Below are 17406 nucleotides of genomic sequence, written 5' to 3' on the forward strand. Positions count from 1 at the left end.
ATCCGCCCTTAACCTCGACCTCACCCTTATAGATTTGCGCATTCCGGGCAGGCGAGGTTTGGGGAACGACGTGAACACTGACGATGCTGCGCTGCACAAATCCCGGCTGCACTCGTCCCGCACCCGGCACCTGCCGCGGCGCGGGTGGATCACCGCGGCCCTGACGCTGCTCGTCCTCATGCTTGCGCCGGCACCGTCGGCGACGGCCGAAGCCATCGTGCAACCGGTGGCCGCCGACCCGAGCGTCGTCCGCGCCTCCGACGGCATGTTCTACATGTACACGACCGCCGACGACTGGGGCGACGGCCAGGGCATGCACAACATGTCGATCTTCAAATCCGCCGACCTCATGGACTGGATGTACCTCGGCGACGTCTTCCCCGACCGGCCCGCGTGGCATCCGGACGGCAAGTTGGCGTGGGCACCGAACGTCCTCGAAACCGACGGCCACTACAGCCTCTACTACTCGCTCTACGACGACGCGAATCCGTGCATCGGTCTCGCCACCGCGGATCGGCCCACCGGACCGTGGAACGACCTCGGCCGGCCTGTCTTCTGCGCCCACGACGTCGGGGTCGGCGGCACCATCGACCCGTTCGTGTGGGACGACGGAACGACGAAGACGATGTTCGTCGGCAACTTCCAGGGCGTCCACGCCATCCCGCTCAGCGCGGACGGCACCGCGGCGGCCGGCGAACCCGTGCGCGTCGCCGACGAACGCTTCGAAGGCCCCTACGTCGAATTCCACGACGGCTACTACTACCTGTTCCTCTCGGCCGGCAACTGCTGCAACGGCGCCGACACCGCCTACCGCGTCCTCGTCGGCCGGTCCGAATCGCTCACCGGACCGTACCTCGACCGGAAAGGGCAGGACCTCAACGACGGTGGCGGCGCCCTCATCCTCGCCGGCAGCGAACCGTGGGCCGGACCGGGCCACAACACGGTGGTCTCCGACGACGCGGGCGCGGATTGGATCGTGTACCACGCCATTCCGCGCGACAACCGCGATCTGCCCAGCGGGGCCCGGCGCCGCGAAGGGATGATCGACCGGATCGTCTGGGCGAACGGCTGGCCCGAGGTCGGCGACGGTTCACCCGCATCGACCGGGCCGGCAAACCCCGACACGGATCTGCCGGTGCGGGTCACGCTGCGCGCCGACTCCGACACGACGCTGCCCGGGGACGGCGGGACCGTCGACGCCACCATGCTCGTCGAGGCACCCGACGATCGCCCGTACACCGGCCAGGTGTGGGTAAGCGCCGTGTCGCCCGACAACCGGACGAGTGATCCGTTCTTCGGGCCGATCGACGTCGACCTGCAACCCGGCGAGGTCCTCGAGGAGGCCATCACCTACACGGTCCCGGGTGATGCGGTCGCGGGCACCTACTACGCCTACGCCTTCGCGGGCAGCTACCCCGACGAGACCGTCGAATTCGGCACGATCCACGCCGTCAAGACCGGCGACGAGGCGAGGATCAGCCCGGTCCGCTCGGTGTCGCTGCACCTCGGCAAGCTCGCGCGCTGACGGCCAGCTGTTCCGCTTCGGCCGATCTCGACAACCGATTCGGTTCCCAAAACTGACATACACAACGAAATCGGTAACAAATTTCGTCGCTGGCTATTGAAATAGTGGCGCCGCCGCGTCAGGATGGGTCACGGTGACGTGCCTCACACGTCACCTTCGGTCAGTCCATCGACAAAGGTGCTACATGCTGCAGACAGTGTTCGAGAAGCAACCACCGAACGCCACGGTCGTCGACCATGCGCTCCGGCGCACCCGGTTGGCACCGTTCTGGATCGAGGACGTCGCCGACACCCCCACCTACCCGGCCGCCACGGCCGACGCCGCATACGACCTGGTGGTCGTCGGCGGCGGATACACCGGACTCTGGAGTGCGCTCCTCGCCAAGCAACGCCACCCCGAACTGTCCGTCGCCCTCGTGGAGGGCGAGACCATCGGGTGGGCCGCATCCGGCCGCAACGGCGGATTCGTCGAGGCCAGCCTGACCCACGGCAGCGAGAACGGCCGCCGGCGCTGGCCGGAGGAGATCGACACCCTCGAATCGCTCGGGCTCGAGAACCTCGACGCCATCGAGAAGACGGTCCACACCCTCGGCCTGGACTGCGATTTCGAACGGAACGGCGCCATCTCGGTCGCCATCGCCGACTACCAGGCCGAGGAAGCGCTCGGCACCCCGCCGAGCGCCACGACCACGGTGCTGGACGGGCCCGCGATGCGCGCGCAGGTGAACTCGCCGACGTACCTGGCCGGGGTGTGGGACAAGACGTCCACCGCGCTGGTGCATCCGGCCAAGCTCGCCACCGAACTCGGCCGGGTCTGCGCGGAGCACGGCGTCGAAATCCACGAGCACACCAAGGTTCTCGATCTCGTCCGATCCCGCTCGTCGTCCCGGGTCGGCGTCCGGACGGCCCGCGCGACCCTGTCGGCGGACCGAGTGATCCTGGCAACCAACGCCTTTCCGTCCCTGCTGAAGCGGTACCGGCTGCACACGGTTCCGGTGTACGACTACGTCCTGATGACCGAGCCGCTGTCCGACGCCCAGCTCGCGGACGTGGGATGGTCTGCCCGGCAGGGCATCGCCGACATGTCCAACCAGTTCCACTACTACCGGCTCACCCGGGACAACAGGATCCTCTGGGGCGGCTACGACGCCATCTACCACTTCGGGCGCGGCCTGAACCACGACCTCGAAGACCGACCCGAGTCCCATGCGACGCTCGCGCGGCACTTCTTCACCACGTTTCCCCAGCTCGAGGGTCTCGAGTTCACGCACCGGTGGGGCGGCGTCATCGACACGTCGACGCGCTTCTGCTCGTTCTTCGGGTCCGCCGCGAAGGGCCGCATCGCCTACGCCGCCGGCTTCACCGGTCTCGGCGTCGGCGCCTCACGGTTCGCGGCGAACGTCATGCTCGACAAGGTCGCCGGCGAGAAGACGGCCCTGACCGAGTTGGCCCTGGTGAAGGACATGCCGCTCCCCTTCCCGCCGGAGCCGCTGGCGGCAGCGGGCATCAACGCCACCCGCTGGTCGCTCGATCGCGCCGACCACAACGAAGGCCGACGGAACGTCTTCCTCAAGGCCCTCGACGCCGTCGGCCTGGGATTCGATTCGTGACCGCCGTCCACACCGACGAGTCCTGGCTTTCCGGACCCCACACCGCGGCTCGGACCGCCGATCTCACCTATCACCGCCTGCCCGCCGACCAGGTCGTCGGCGAGGGAGCGCCGCTGGTCGGCGAACGAGTGCTCGGCGACTTCGCCGGCGTCACCGTCGGCATGTGGGAGATCGAGCCCAGCGTCTCGTGCGACGTCGAGATCGACGAGGTGTTCGTGGTGCTCAGCGGCGACGCGACCGTGCAGTTCGAGGACGGCACCCCGGATCTCGACCTCGGTCCCGGCAGTGTCGTTCGCGTGCGGGCCGGTCAGAAGACCCGGTGGATCGTGCGCGACACCCTGCGGAAGGTATTCCTCGCCGCGCCGACCCCCTAGCCCCGAAAACCGCTGCACCCCTTAATCACACCTGCCCGGGCACTCAGACCCACAGCCACACCTCGAGGGAGTATGAATTGAGCATTGCCGAACCTCCACCCTTGAAGACCCAGACCCCCGATCCGCTCGGCCCCGCGAAGGGGCTCAACAGCGGCGCACTGGGATTGATCGGCAACACGGTGATCGGGCTGTCCTCCGTCGCACCGGCCTACAGCCTCGCCGCGACGCTGGGATACGTCGTACTGGCGGTCGGCGAGAAGGCACCGTCGATGTTCCTCGTCGCCTTCATTCCGATGCTGCTCACGGCGTTCGCCTACCGCGAGCTGAATCGGGACACCCCGGACTGCGGGACCTCGTTCACCTGGGGCACCAAGGCGTTCGGTCCGTGGGTCGGCTGGATGGCGGGGTGGGGGCTCGCCGTATCCGCGATCATCGTCCTCGCCAACACCGCGGAGATCGCCGCGATCTACCTGTTCGAGGTGCTCGGGTTGCACGCGGCGGCCGAATCGCTGGCCGCGAAGGTGCTGCTGGGATGCTTCTTCATCGCGGCCATGACGTACGTCAGTTTCCGCGGCATCCTCATCAGCGAACGGCTGCAGAACGTCCTCATCGCCGTGCAGTTCGCCGTCCTCATCGGTGTCAGCGTCCTCGCGTTGGCGAAGGTGTTCGGCGGCACCGCCGGCCCGCAGGCGGTCACCCCGCAACTCGACTGGATCATCCCGACCGGCGTCTCGATGTCGAGTGCCGCGCAGGCGATCATCCTGTGCATCTTCATCTACTGGGGGTGGGACGCCTGCCTCGCCGTGGGTGAGGAGACGAAGGATTCCGAGCGGACGCCGGGCCGCGCCGCGGTGTTGACGACGGTCATCCTCGTGGCCACGTACGTGCTGGTCGGATACGCGGTCCAGTCGTTCGCCGGGTTCGGCGACACCGGGATCGGACTGAACAACCCCGAGAACGTCGACGACGTGCTGACCACCCTGGGCGGGCCGGTCGCGGGGCCGGTGGCCGCGTCGTTGCTGCTGCTGACGGTGTCGATCTCCGCGCTCTCCTCCACCCAGACCACCATCCTGCCGACGGCGCGCGGAACGCTGTCGATGGCGGTCTACGAGGCGCTGCCGAAACGGTTCGCGTCCGTGCACCCCCGATACATGACACCCGGCTTCGGAACCCTCGTCATGGGGGCGGCGGCGCTGCTGTTCTACCTGGTGCTGTCGTTCGCCAGTTCCAACGCGTTGCAGGATTCGGTGGCCTCGCTCGGGCTCGCGGTGGCCTTCTATTACGGGATCACCGCCTACGCCTGCGTCTGGTACTTCCGGCGGACCCTGTTCGACTCGACCCGGAATCTGTTCATGCGCGGCATCTTCCCGCTGCTCGGTGCCCTCTGCATGACGTGGGCCTTCATTCAGAGTGCCGTCGACATGCTGCGTCCCGACTACGGATTCACCGCGTTCGGCCCGTTCGGTGGTGTGTTCGTTCTCGGCGTCGGCATGCTGGTCGTCGGAATCCCCCTGATGTTGGTGTGTTTCGCCACCGGGTCCAAGAACTTCTTCCGCGGACGCACCCTCACCGCCGACACGGAAGTGAAGGTGCCCGAGCAATGAGCGCCGAAGCCACCGGGAAGAGGCGATAGTTTCCACAATGTCCGAGCCGATTGTCTTCGACACAGTGAGCAAGGGAGGATTCGACCATGTCTGAGCAGCCCGCGTCTCTCGATCCCGTGTCCAAGCAGATCATCGAGCAACTTCAAGAGGATGGACGACGGTCGTACGCGGCCATCGGCAAGGTCGTCGGATTGTCGGAAGCGGCTGTACGCCAACGCGTGCAGAAGCTGATCGACACCGGCGTCACCCAGATCGTCGCGGTCACCGACCCCGTGCAAGTGGGATTCTCCCGCCAGGCCATGGTCGGGATCCGCTGCTCGGGTGACGTCACCGAGATCGCCGCCCGGCTCGCCGACGTCGACGCCATCGACTACGTCGTGCTGACGGCAGGCGCCTACGACATTCTGGCCGAGATCGTGTGCGAGAACGACGACCACCTCCTGACCGTGCTCAACAAAGAGATTCGCACCATTCCCGGCGTGCTCGGCACCGAGACGATGGTGTACCTGAAACTTGTCAAGCAGCAATATGATTGGGGAACCCGATGACTACGGAAACCACCTCCTCGCGCACTACAGCGGACCTCGAAGCGTCCGCCCGCCGCCACCTGTGGGGGCATTTCTCCCGGCACGGAGAGAACATCACCCCGCCGATCATCACCCGCGGCGACGGCGCCCGGATCTACGACTCCACCGGGAAGAGTTACCTCGACGGGCTGTCCGGGCTGTTCGTCGTCCAGGCCGGGCACGGCCGCCAAGAGCTCGCCGAGGCCGCCGCCAAACAGGCCGAACAACTCGCGTTCTTCCCGCTCTGGTCCTACGCCACCGAACCGGCCATCGAACTCGCCGAACGCCTCGCCGGCTACGCCCCCGGCGATCTGAACCGGGTGTTCTTCACCACCGGCGGCGGCGAGGCCGTCGAAAGCGCCTGGAAACTGGCCAAACAGTACTTCAAACGGGTCGGCAAACCCGGCAAACACAAGGTCATCTCCCGCTCCATCGCCTACCACGGCACCCCCCAGGGCGCGCTGGCGATCACCGGCATCCCCGCCCTCAAGGCCCCGTTCGAACCCTTGACCCCCGGCGCGTTCCGGGTCCCGAACACCAACATCTACCGCGCCCCCGACCCCCTCGGCGCCGACCCGAAGGCATTCGGGATCTGGGCCGCCGACCGGATCGCCGAGGCCATCGAATTCGAGGGACCCGACACCGTCGCCGCCGTCTTCCTCGAACCGGTGCAGAACGCCGGCGGCTGCTTCCCACCGCCGCCCGGCTACTTCGAACGGGTCCGGCAGATCTGCGACGACTACGACGTGCTGCTCGTCTCGGACGAGGTGATCTGCGCGTTCGGGCGGATCGGGTCGATGTTCGCGTGCGAGGACTTCGGGTACGTCCCCGACATCATCACCTGCGCCAAGGGCCTGACGTCGGGGTACTCCCCGATCGGGGCGATGATCGCCTCCGACCGGTTGTTCGAACCGTTCGCGGACGGGACGTCGATGTTCGCGCACGGCTACACCTTCGGCGGCCACCCCGTCTCCGCCGCGGTCGCATTGGCGAACCTGGACATCTTCGAACGCGAAGGCCTCAACGCGCACGTCGCCGAGCAGGCGCCGGCGTTCCGGGCCACCCTCGACAAACTCACCGATCTGCCGATGGTCGGAGACGTACGCGGGGAGGGCTTCTTCTACGGCATCGAACTGGTCAAGGACAAGACCACCAAGGAGTCCTTCAGCGATGACGAGGCCGAGCGGATCCTGCACGGGTTCCTCTCCACCGCCCTGTTCGACGCCGGCCTGTACTGCCGCGCCGACGACCGCGGCGACCCGGTCATCCAACTCGCACCCCCACTGATCTGCGGGCAAACCGAATTCGACGAAATCGAAAACATCCTGCGCAGCGTCCTCACCGAAGCGTGGACGCTGCTGTGAACCACCAGGACCTTCCCGGGCTGTACGTCGGCGGCCGCTACCGGGACGGCGCGGCGGACGATCGGTACGAGGTGCTCGATCCGGCCACCGGTGAGGTGGTTTCGTCCCGCACCGAGGCCTCGGTCGGCGACGTCGACGACGCGGTCGCCACCGCGAAAGCCGCCTACGCGCAGTGGTCGACGACCAGCCCTGGTGAGCGTTCCGCCGTCCTCACCCGGTGGGCCGCCGAACTCACCGAGATGTCCGACGACCTCGCGTCCACCGAAACCCGGCAGACCGGCAAGCCGATCAAGTTGTCGACCGAGTTCGACGTCCCCGGCTCGATCGACAACGTGTCGTTCTTCGCCGGCGCGGCCCGGAATCTGGAGGGGAAGGCGTCGGGTGAGTACTCGCCCGACCACACGTCCAGCATCCGCCGGGAGCCCGTCGGGGTGATCGGGTCGATCTCGCCGTGGAACTATCCGCTGCAGATGGCGGCGTGGAAGATCCTGCCCGCCGTCGCCGCCGGCAACACCATCGTGCTCAAGCCCGCGGAGATCACTCCCCTGACGTCGCTGCTGTTCGCCGAGGCGGCGACCCGCGCCGGGATGCCGGACGGCGTCGTCAACGTGATCACCGGCCGCGGCGCGACCACCGGGGCGGCGCTGGTGTCGCACCGGGACGTGAGCATGGTCAGCTTCACCGGATCGACTCCCGTGGGACGGCAGATCGCGGCCGCCGCGGCCGGCAAACGACTGCACCTGGAACTGGGCGGCAAGGCCCCGTTCGTGGTGTTCGACGACGCCGACCTCGACGCAGCGATCAACGGCGCCGTCGCCGGTGCCCTCATCAACTCGGGCCAGGACTGCACCGCGGCCACCCGCGCTTACGTGCAGCGTCCGCTGTTCGACGACTTCGTCGCCGGCGTCGCCGCGCTCATGGACACCGTCCGCCTCGGCGACCCGTCCGATCCCGGCACCGACATGGGTCCGTTGGTGTCGCGGCGACAGCAGCAGCACGTCGCCGGGTTCGTCGACCGCGCCCGCGACACCGGGGCGAAGATCGTCCGCGGCGGTGCCGTCCCCGGCGGCGACCTCGCGTCCGGCTTCTACTACGAGCCGACGCTCGTCGTGGGTGCGGACCAGTCGAGCGAGATCGTGCAGCGCGAGATCTTCGGCCCCGTGCTCGTCGTCCTGCCGTTCGAGAACGATGCGGACGGCATCGCGCTGGCCAACGACACCGACTTCGGGCTGGCGGCGTCGGCGTGGACGCGGGACCTGTACCGGGCGCAGACCGCTTCCCGCGACATCGCGGCGGGCTGCGTGTGGATCAACGACCACATCCCGATCATCAGCGAAATGCCCCACGGCGGGTACAAGGCGTCCGGTTACGGCAAGGACATGTCGACGTACTCGCTCGACGAGTACACCAACGTCAAGCACGTCATGTCCGACATCACCGGAACCGCCAGGAAGGACTGGCACCGGACGGTGTTCGGCGACCGACACTGAGCCCGGTCACCGGGGCGGCAGCGTGTATGCCGTCCCGGCGACCGCGCCGGTTCTGCCAAGTCGCGCCGTGTGCGGGACTACGCTGACGAGCAGAGCGTTCCGCTTCGACGGAGAGGCAGACATGGTGCATGTAACTCCCTTCGCCTGGATTCTGACGATCGTGGTGATCGTTGCTCTGCTGGCGTTCGACTACTTCTTCCACGTCCGGCACGCGCACATCCCGACGCTGAAGGAAGCGGCGATCTGGTCGTCGATCTATGTCGGACTCGCGCTGCTCTTCGGTGTCGCCGTCCTGATCTTCGGCGGCGTCGACATGGGCACGGAGTACTTCGCCGGTTACGTCACGGAGAAGGCCCTGTCCGTCGACAACCTCTTCGTCTTCCTCATCATCATGTCCAGCTTCCGGGTGCCGCGCGAAGACCAGCAGAAAGTCCTGCTGTTCGGCATCGTGTTCTCGATCTTCGCCCGGACGGGGTTCATCTTCCTCGGCGCCGCGCTCATCAACTCGTTCGCGTGGGTGTTCTACTTCTTCGGCCTCATCCTTCTGATCACCGCAGGCAACCTGCTGCGGCCCGAGACCGAGGACTCGCACTCGGCCGACAACTTCATCATCCGCATCGCGAAGAAATTCATCCACACCACCGAGCAGTACGACGGCGACAAGCTGTTCACCGTCGAGAACGGCAAGCGGATGATGACGCCGATGCTGCTGGTGATGGTGGCGATCGGCGGCACCGACCTCCTCTTCGCCCTCGACTCCATCCCCGCAATCTTCGGCCTCACCCAGAACGTCTTCGTCGTATTCACCGCCACCGTGTTCTCGCTGATGGGCCTGCGGCAGCTGTACTTCCTGCTCGACGGTCTCCTCGACCGCCTCATCTACCTGTCGTACGGGCTCGCCGCAATCCTCGCGTTCATCGGCGTCAAGCTGATCCTGCATGCACTGCACGAGAACAACCTGCCGTTCGTCAACAGCGGCGAACCGGTCGACGTCATCGAGATCAGCACGTTCGTGTCCCTCGGTGTCATCATCGGCATCCTCGTAATCACCGTCATCGCGTCGCTCGCCAGTAAGAAGGGCAGGGCGCAGTCCACCATCGCCGGCGCCCGCCGGCACGCCGTCAACTACCTCGACCTCGACTACACCGCCGACCTCGCCGAGCGCGAACGCATGTACGACAGATTGATCAACGAGGAAGAACAACTCAAGAAGCTCGACCCGAAATTCAAGAAGATGGTCCGCGAGGAAACCGCACTCCTGGACCTCATCAAACGCGCCCACGGCGAGCACGACGCGTTCCTCAAACAGAACTAGCCGAACGCAGAACCAGCTGAACGCAGTCGAAGCGCCCACCGATACCGGCGGGCGCTTCTTCGGCTCGTGCCCCATCCCCATGCGGGCACGTGCGTGTCTACCTCCTTCTCATCCTCATGCCGCCGTCCGCCATTCCCATGGCGGTGAGACCGAGACCCAGCAGACACACGATGATGCCGCAGACCACGTTCGACCAGATCATTCCCGCCGTGGTGGTTACTCCGACGACCAGCCACGGGCTGACGATCATCCACAGTCCGAGCAGCGGCGCGACGAACGCCATGCCGTGCGTGCGTGAGTAGGCCGACGTGAAACCGACCGCGAGCAGTGCCACCGCAAGACCCGACAGCAGGTTGCACGTCGCCAGGCCAGACTGGCTTGCGAACCCGACAATCCACGGCGACGCCGCCATGTAGAGGCCCGCCATGAACATCAGGCCCTCGGTGACCTGCGTCATCGGTTGTTCCGAGACTCGGTCGTAGCGAGCCCGCAACTCGGCGATATCAGGGTGTCTCTCGATCGACATGCCTGGTGTCGTCATCACCCACCTCCTAGAAAAGAGAACCATTCCCTATCCAGGGGGTGCCCCGAACTTCGTACGGCAAACCAACGGTGACCAGGTAATTTTTCCGAATTCCCGACTACCGACCAGTCCCCACGAACGGCGACGATCAGCGGACCTTGGGCAGGCCTCCAGGGGCGGGCATACTCGAAGTGTGTGGTGGATTGCCTGGGTCGCGCTCGCGTGGATAGCACTGTCGGTACCCCTCGCGATCCTCATCGGGCGAGCGATTCGGCAGAAAGATCTGCACGAACTGCCCGCCACCGAGAACGCGACGAGCAAGAACGACCCTCCCGACCGCACGGTTGCCTGACCGCGCCGTGCGCACACCCGGCGCAGCTTGGAAGAATAGCGGGATGGCGCCGCTCTTCTATCCCCTCGTGTTCATGAACTTCCTCTTCGCGGCGACCACCCTGTGCCTTGCACGCCCCTCCCACCTGACCGCCGGCGCCACCGTCGTCGCCGCGGTGGTCTGGATCTTCGGCAACGGTCCCCTCGAGGGCGCCATCCTGTGGCGACTGAACTCGGCGCACGGCTTGACCGTGTCCGACCTACTGTCGGCACTCGCACTCGGAATCGCGATGTGGGGGTTCCGCGAAGCCGGCGCGTGGAAGCCGAGCCCGAAGCGTCGCCGGCGACTCCTCAACAGGCGGTACTGAGGCACCTCGTCCGCGGCCCCGCTGGATCCTTACGCGCCGCCCCGATGAGCTCCCGCAGGCGCCCCTGCCGCCGACTCACGAATCCGCGACCGCACACGGGCCGTGACCTGCCAGATCCGGGTGGTGTCGTGGACGCTGATGCACGGCACACCCAGTGTGCGGGCGTGTTGGACGGCAGCCGATTCCTTCGCGGAACAGCGCCCGTCGAGAATGTCCTCGGTGACGATGACGCACAGCACGTCACCGTCGAGTTCGCGGATCGGTTCCAGGCCGTGGAGTGCCACCCATTGCCGGACCATCGCCCACTGTGACACGTCGTTGTAGCGGGTCGGATTGCCGACGAACAACACGCGACGAGACCGGCGGGCTCGGGCGACCTCGATGCTGGAGATGGGTGACATGACGAAAGTTCCTGTCCACGTGAACGGCTGATCCCGGTACGGAACAACTCTCTCCCGACCCGGCGCCCACGTCTGTCCCACGATCAGGCCACACACCGGATGAATCTCGAGTCCCCCGATCGGAGGACACCCCCGCACGTGAGTGGGAAAGTGTCCTCGGGCGCGCATCGGCACTCACATGGGAGGTTGCATGATCACTGTTCTGTGCTGCCGCGGCATCGGCGAGGATGTCGACGTCAACATGCTCACCAACACCACGCAACTCCTGAACCGCGCACGATTCGTCGTCAAACAGGTTCCGTGGGAGGCGAGTTACGGGCCGGTGCCCGATCCGGGCGGATCAGCGTTCGACAAGGCGCTGTCCGAAGGACGCACACTCCTGTTACGGATGATCGCCGATGACCCGAATCCCGTTGTTCTGCTCGGCTACTCAGGAGGCGCTGCGCTGGCCGGCAACGTGGCGGCCGAGGTCGGACGGGGGCAGCACCCCACCCTGGACGTGCGCGGGGTCGGACTGATCGCCGATCCGCTGCGGCCGGCATCCCCGGACCTTCCCGGCTGGGGCATTGCGGGCCAGCGCCCGATCACGAGGATGCCCGTGTGGCAGATCGCCGACCCGCTGGATGCCATCTGCTGCTGTCCGGGCAACTCACCGCTGCGCACGTTCGCGGACCAGTCGGCGGCATTCTCACTCGCCGACCCGGCGGCATGGGTGGCGGACCTCCTCGACCGGCTCCGTACGAGAAGGTGGCAGGCGGTGATCCTGAACTGGTGGCGACCGTGGACGGTGTGGCAGCAGTACTCCGAGGCCATCGATGACGTGAACGGTTACCTGTTCCGGGGCGACCACACCAGTTACTGGGTGCGGACCGCCCCGGGCACCGACCGCACCTACTGCGAGCTACTCGCCGATCGCGTCGGCAGCCTCTCGGACTGACACCCGGGCGCACCGAGGGACTTCGGAGTGGGAGGGCTGCGTCGTCATCGCACTCCCCTCCGTCATTCTCGGATCGGCAGGTGATCGATGAGGTCCGCGGCATGAACGGCACCGTCATGAGCGCGGATCCGCGCTCCCAGCGTTGCTGCGGTCACCCTGTGCGGTCCGGCTACGAGCAGCTCGCCGACCGCCGACCGGATGCGCTCGGGCGCGGCTGTCTTGCGGAGACAACGAGCGACGCCGCGCTGCTCCAGACTGCGGCCGATCATCTTCTGATCGAGCGCCGGGTGAATCGGCAAAATGACCAAGGGTAAGTCGTGCGCGAGGGCGCGCATAGTGGTGTCGTGGCCGCCGTGTCCGATAACGAGGGTGGCGGTGGGCAAGATCTGATCGTGCGGAACGTAGCCGTGCACTTCGGTGTTCGGGCCCGCCGAGAAGGTTGCCGGGTCGACGGACGGTCCGGTGGTGACAACGGTATGGGCGGGCATTCCACCTACCGCCTCGACGATGTTCCGTAAGGCCCGCTGTTGCCCGTCGAAGTTGAGACTGCTGAGGCTGACCAGGATCAGCGGATCGCGTTCGGACACGGGTGTCAACGTGGACGGTATCGGATGTTGCACCACCCCGGTGTAGTGGACGGAGGCGGGCAGGCTTCGGCGGGAGGCCGGATCAAGGTCCTTCTCGGTCGTCACCAGCGCGAGGTCCGATGACGTCCACAGCCTCAATGGCCGCAGACCCTTCAGACGGGCCATCACGGCGTCGTACCACGTGTCACACCTCGATACATGAACTCGTAGTAGGTGTGCACCAGCGTCACACGCGTCAGGTGCGCGTCGGCGGCGGCCTGCAGGGCTCCATACAGCAGGCAATCGACCACGACCACGTCTGTTGGCTCGCGCGCGACGGTGTCGAGCAGATCGATTCCGGGCCCGGCGTCGGTGAAGACAGCAAGCGATTGGTACAAGCCAGTGACACCGGGATGTTTGGTGGTCGACTGCCAGGGTCGTGCGTGGGTGTAGGGCGTGAACGGGAAGCCATGACTTTCGATCCGCCGGCGTTGCTGGGCGTGTCCGAGAAATCGGACCTGGTGACCGCGGTTGCGTGCCTCCGTCGCGATGCCGAGAGCGGGTGGCACGTTTCCGCCGCCGTCCCAGGTGACGAACAGGATGCGTGCCATGCGGTGCCTCCAGGCCAGTGGGAACGTGAGCGGGAAAGCGTGCTCGGACACGCATCGGCACTCACATGCCCGCGGCCTTCCGCGCTGTGCGCTTGGCCCAGGCGTTGCGCACCAGCGACAGCGGGGTCGGCGGCACCCAGCCCAGCTGGACTGCCTGGCCGAGGTCGTCCCGCGTTGCCCAGTGCTCGACGACGCGGCCGTCTGCGACGCGCAACCAGTGCGACTGCCGGACCGCGAGCACTCGCCCGGTGGGCGCGAACACCTGGTCGATCGATCCGCGCTCGTCGTACACGACGAAGGGGCCGGAGTGCCTGCCCTTCATGATCGTGTAGACGACGGCGAGGTCGCCCTCGACCACGACGTCCTCGATGTCGAATCGCAGCTCGGAGAAGGCGGTGCGAAGCCATTCGGCGGTGGCGTAGAACGCGTCGGGTCCGCGTCCTCGCGTCCGCGGGGGTTCGGTCGCGCTCTCCCGGTTGAATGCGTCCGGGTGGACGACGGTGTCGAAATCGGCGCGGCTTCCGTTCGCCATGATCTCGATCGACCGGACAGCGAGGGATTTCACGTGGTCCGACGGGACCGGTTCCTCCACGTTCACGGTGCACTCCGCAACAGTCGGTTGGAACTCTCAGTATTCGACCGCCGTCGCCTCGAAGTCAACGATCCCGTGCCGGTCGACCGGACCCGGGATTTGCGCGCGCCTCAGCACAACGGCGGTCGACGGCGGTACCGTCGGGGAGGTGATGGGACTGCCTGATGCGATCTCGGCCTGCTTGTTCGATCTCGACGGTGTGCTCACGGCGACGGCGGTACTGCACCGGAAGGCGTGGAAGCGCACGTTCGACGAGTTCCTGAAGCACCGGGAGGGCGCGAACTTCCAGCCCTTCACCGACCAGGACTACTACGACTACGTCGACGGACGCCCCCGCGCCGACGGGGTCCGGACCTTCCTCACCTCCCGCAACATCACGTTGCCGGAGGGAACGCCGGACGATCCCCCCGGCGCCGAGACCGTGAACGGCGTCGGGAACACCAAGAACCGGCTGCTGCTGAAGGTCATCGACGAGGAGGGCCCCAGCCCCTACCCCGGCTCGGTCCGCTACATCAGCGCGGCCTACGACGCCGGCCTGAAGATCGCCGTGGTCACGTCCTCCGCGAACGGGAAGGCCGTACTCGACGCCGCCGACCTCAGTCGGTATGTCCACGTTCGCATCGACGGTGTGGTGATCCGGGAGCAGGGTCTCCGCGGAAAACCGGCACCGGATTCGTATCTCGCGGCCGCGCGCGCACTGAACGTGCACCCCGATCAGGCCGCCGTGTTCGAGGACGCCCTGTCCGGGGTGGAATCGGGGCGCGCAGGCGAATTCGGTTACGTCGTCGGGGTGAATCGAAACGATCAGGCCGACGCGCTTCGCGAGCACGGCGCCGACGTGGTGGTGAACGACCTGGCCGAACTCCTGGAGAGGTGAGCATGGACGACAAGGGCTACGAGATCTCGCCGTGGCAGCTGAAATGGCGCGGACTGGATCTGGAGGCACTGCATGCCACCGAATCCACCTTCGCACTGTCCAACGGGCACATCGGGATTCGTGGCACGTTCGAGGAGGGTGAACCGCGCGGTCTCCCCGGCACCTACCTCAACGGGTTCTACGAGCAACGCCCCCTGCCCTATGCGGAGGCCGGCTACGGCTACCCCGAGGACGGGCAGACCGTCGTCAACGTGACCGACGGCAGCATCATCCGCCTGCTCGTGGAAGACGAGCCCATGGACATGCGGTACGGCAGCGCACCCGCACACGAGCGGGTCCTCGACTTCCGCTCGGGCACCCTGCGCCGCACCACCGAATGGACGTCACCGACCGGACGACGGGTCCGGATCCATTCGGAACGGCTCGTGTCCTTCACCTCCCGCGCGGTCGCCGCCATCCACTACGAGGTCGAGCCACTCGACGGCGACATCGAACTCGTCCTGCAGTCGGATCTGCTCGCCAACGAACAGATCCCCACCCGCACGGACGATCCGAGAGTGGCGGCCGCCCTGGACCGTCCGCTGGTGCCCGATTTCGCCGCCGCCCACGACTACCGTGCGGTGCTCGCCCACCACACGAGGGCCTCGGGACTGCGGATGGCCGCGGGTATGGACCACGAGATCGAGTACCCCGCCAACGGGCGGTGCAGCATCGAGACGGAAGAAGATCTGGCCCGGCTCACCGTGGCCGTCGACGTTCCGCAGGGTGAACGCCTGAAGGTGACGAAGTACCTGGCCTACGGGTGGTCGGCGAGGCGGTCGACGCCTGCGCTGCGCGGCCAGGTCGAGGGAGCGCTCGCCGGGGCACTCGAAACCGGCTGGGAGACCCTGCTGAAACGGCAGCGGGAGTACCTCGACATCTTCTGGGCGACGGCGGACGTCGAGATCGACGGCGACGCGGAACTTCAGCAGGCGGTGCGGTTCGCACTATTCCACGTGCTGCAGGCGGGTGCCCGCGGTGAGTCGCGCGCGATCCCCGCGAAGGGCCTGACCGGCCCCGGCTACGACGGACACGCGTTCTGGGACACCGAGACGTTCGTGCTCCCCCTGCTCACGTACACGGTGCCGGATTCGGCCCGCGACGCACTGCGCTGGCGCCATTCCACGCTGGACAAGGCGAAGAACCGCGCGGTGCAACTGGGGCAGGCCGGCGCCGTGTTCCCGTGGCGCTCGATCAACGGCGAAGAGTGCTCCGGCTATTGGCCGGCGGGCACCGCGGCGTTTCATGTGGGTGCCGACGTCGCCGCCGCGACGTCCCGGTACCTGGCCGCGACCGGGGACGAGGAATTCGAGGCCGAGTGCGGCGTCGAACTGCTCGTGGAAACCGCCCGGCTGTGGACGTCGCTCGGTCACCACAATGCGCAGGGCGAGTTCCGGATCGACGGCGTCACCGGTCCGGACGAGTACACCGCCGTCGCCGACAACAACGTGTTCACCAACCTCATGGCGCAGAAGAATCTGCACGACGCGGCGGCCGCCTGCGAGCGACGCCCCGGGCTGGCGCGCGAACTCGGCGTCGACGACGAGGAATCGGCGCTGTGGCGCGATGCCGCCGAGCACATGCGCATCCCGTTCGATGACGCGCTCGGTGTGCACCAGCAATCCGATGCCTTCACCCATCACGCCGAATGGGACTTCGAAGGCACCCCGCCCGAGCACTATCCGCTGCTGCTCAACTACCCGTACTTCGACCTGTATCGCAAGCAGGTGGTGAAGCAGGCAGACCTGGTGCTGGCGATGTATCTTCGCGGCGACGCCTTCACCGACGAGCAGAAGATCGCCAATTTCGCCTATTACGAGGCGCTGACGGTACGGGACTCGTCGCTGTCGGCGTGTGTGCAGTCGGTGATGGCAGCCGAGGTCGGTCAACTCCAACTCGCCTACGACTACCTCGCCGAGGCCGCGCTGACCGATCTCCACGACCTCCACTCCAACGTGGAGAACGGTTTGCACATCGCCTCACTCGCCGGGACGTGGATGGCGTGTGTCGCAGGGTTCGGCGGGATGCGCGACCACGACGGCGACATCTCCTTCGCACCCCGGATACCACCCCAGCTGGTCAACCTGTCGTTCCGGATGACGGTGCGGGGCAGCCAGATCCACGTGGACATCCGGGCGAAGACCGCAACCTATCGGCTGCTGTCGGGCGAACCGGTCGAACTCGCCCACCACGGGAACCCTTTCACTCTCGACACCTTCCCGGTGACACGACCGATCCCGGATCCGCCGAACACCACGGCCGTACGGCAACCGTACGGCCGGGCGCCCGCCCGTCGCGGCGGCTGAGCCGGGACC

General features: G+C 66.7%; 18 protein-coding genes. 13 read left to right on the plus strand and 5 right to left on the minus strand.

Annotation, left to right across the window (positions count from 1 at the left end; genetic code table 11):
• Positions 1–70 precede the first annotated feature (70 nt).
• The 8 genes from JWS13_RS14445 to JWS13_RS14480 all read left to right on the plus strand — a co-directional run bounded on the left by JWS13_RS14445 (position 71) and on the right by JWS13_RS14480 (position 9847).
• Positions 71–1525 (plus strand): family 43 glycosylhydrolase, encoded by a 1455-nt coding sequence (locus tag JWS13_RS14445; protein WP_206006189.1) that lies wholly within the window; start codon positions 71–73, stop codon positions 1523–1525.
• Positions 1526–1709: 184 nt separating this feature from the next.
• A complete protein-coding gene (locus JWS13_RS14450; RefSeq protein WP_206006191.1) occupies positions 1710–3134 on the plus strand; it encodes an NAD(P)/FAD-dependent oxidoreductase in 1425 nt (474 codons plus the stop codon).
• Complete coding sequence (locus JWS13_RS14455) at positions 3131–3508, plus strand: cupin domain-containing protein (protein ID WP_206006193.1); 378 nt, start codon at positions 3131–3133, stop codon at positions 3506–3508. Before JWS13_RS14450 ends, JWS13_RS14455 begins: the two co-directional genes overlap by 4 nt.
• A 77-nt stretch (positions 3509–3585) precedes the next feature.
• Positions 3586–5112: an APC family permease gene (locus tag JWS13_RS14460; RefSeq protein ID WP_206006195.1), complete on the plus strand. Its 1527-nt coding sequence runs from the start codon at positions 3586–3588 to the stop codon at positions 5110–5112.
• A gap of 86 nt (positions 5113–5198) precedes the next feature.
• Positions 5199–5660 (plus strand): Lrp/AsnC family transcriptional regulator, encoded by a 462-nt coding sequence (locus JWS13_RS14465; protein WP_124391986.1) that lies wholly within the window; start codon positions 5199–5201, stop codon positions 5658–5660.
• Positions 5657–7042: an aspartate aminotransferase family protein gene (locus JWS13_RS14470; protein WP_206006197.1), complete on the plus strand. Its 1386-nt coding sequence runs from the start codon at positions 5657–5659 to the stop codon at positions 7040–7042. Before JWS13_RS14465 ends, JWS13_RS14470 begins: the two co-directional genes overlap by 4 nt.
• Positions 7039–8532: a gamma-aminobutyraldehyde dehydrogenase gene (locus JWS13_RS14475; protein WP_206011594.1), complete on the plus strand. Its 1494-nt coding sequence runs from the start codon at positions 7039–7041 to the stop codon at positions 8530–8532. Before JWS13_RS14470 ends, JWS13_RS14475 begins: the two co-directional genes overlap by 4 nt.
• 124 nt (positions 8533–8656) lie before the next feature.
• On the plus strand, positions 8657–9847 hold the full coding sequence (locus tag JWS13_RS14480; protein WP_124392013.1) for a TerC family protein: 1191 nt from the start codon (positions 8657–8659) through the stop codon (positions 9845–9847).
• Between the two features lie 97 nt (positions 9848–9944).
• On the opposite strand, the gene JWS13_RS14485 is transcribed toward JWS13_RS14480, so the two are convergent.
• Positions 9945–10388 (minus strand): SPW repeat protein, encoded by a 444-nt coding sequence (locus JWS13_RS14485; protein ID WP_087559713.1) that lies wholly within the window; start codon positions 10386–10388, stop codon positions 9945–9947.
• Positions 10389–10563: 175 nt separating this feature from the next.
• Here JWS13_RS14485 and JWS13_RS14490 point away from each other — a divergent pair, with 175 nt between their 5' ends.
• Together JWS13_RS14490 and JWS13_RS14495 are read left to right on the plus strand one after the other, a co-directional pair.
• Positions 10564–10722, plus strand: coding sequence for a hypothetical protein (locus JWS13_RS14490; protein ID WP_206006199.1), 159 nt, complete (start codon positions 10564–10566; stop codon positions 10720–10722).
• Between the two features lie 43 nt (positions 10723–10765).
• Complete coding sequence (locus JWS13_RS14495) at positions 10766–11068, plus strand: hypothetical protein (RefSeq protein WP_206006201.1); 303 nt, start codon at positions 10766–10768, stop codon at positions 11066–11068.
• A gap of 29 nt (positions 11069–11097) precedes the next feature.
• Here JWS13_RS14495 and JWS13_RS14500 read toward each other — a convergent pair whose 3' ends face one another.
• On the minus strand, positions 11098–11469 hold the full coding sequence (locus tag JWS13_RS14500; RefSeq protein WP_206006203.1) for a hypothetical protein: 372 nt from the start codon (positions 11467–11469) through the stop codon (positions 11098–11100).
• A 190-nt stretch (positions 11470–11659) separates the two neighbouring features.
• Between JWS13_RS14500 and JWS13_RS14505 the strand changes: the two genes are divergently transcribed.
• A complete protein-coding gene (locus JWS13_RS14505; protein ID WP_206006205.1) occupies positions 11660–12406 on the plus strand; it encodes an alpha/beta hydrolase family protein in 747 nt (248 codons plus the stop codon).
• Between the two features lie 62 nt (positions 12407–12468).
• Here JWS13_RS14505 and JWS13_RS45500 read toward each other — a convergent pair whose 3' ends face one another.
• The 3 genes from JWS13_RS45500 to JWS13_RS14515 all read right to left on the minus strand — a co-directional run bounded on the left by JWS13_RS45500 (position 12469) and on the right by JWS13_RS14515 (position 14181).
• Entirely contained in the window at positions 12469–13158 is a 690-nt protein-coding gene (locus tag JWS13_RS45500; RefSeq protein WP_241032190.1) for a glycosyltransferase, read from the minus strand.
• The gene (locus JWS13_RS45505) at positions 13158–13583 is read right to left on the minus strand and encodes a glycosyltransferase (RefSeq protein WP_241032191.1); all 426 of its coding nucleotides are present in this window, start codon (positions 13581–13583) and stop codon (positions 13158–13160) included. The genes JWS13_RS45500 and JWS13_RS45505 overlap by 1 nt, the downstream gene beginning before the upstream one ends.
• Positions 13584–13644: 61 nt before the next feature.
• Positions 13645–14181 carry an ester cyclase gene (locus tag JWS13_RS14515; protein WP_241032192.1) on the minus strand — a complete coding sequence of 179 codons (537 nt, stop codon included), beginning with the start codon at positions 14179–14181 and terminating at the stop codon, positions 13645–13647.
• A gap of 145 nt (positions 14182–14326) precedes the next feature.
• On the opposite strand from JWS13_RS14515, the gene JWS13_RS14520 reads away from it, so the two are divergent.
• Both JWS13_RS14520 and JWS13_RS14525 read left to right on the plus strand, forming a co-directional pair.
• On the plus strand, positions 14327–15052 hold the full coding sequence (locus JWS13_RS14520; protein WP_124391964.1) for an HAD family hydrolase: 726 nt from the start codon (positions 14327–14329) through the stop codon (positions 15050–15052).
• Between the two features lie 2 nt (positions 15053–15054).
• Complete coding sequence (locus JWS13_RS14525; protein WP_206006207.1) at positions 15055–17397, plus strand: glycoside hydrolase family 65 protein; 2343 nt, start codon at positions 15055–15057, stop codon at positions 17395–17397.
• Positions 17398–17406: the final 9 nt, after the last annotated feature.

This window comes from Rhodococcus pseudokoreensis, assembly GCF_017068395.1.
Lineage (GTDB): Bacteria > Actinomycetota > Actinomycetes > Mycobacteriales > Mycobacteriaceae > Rhodococcus_F > Rhodococcus_F pseudokoreensis.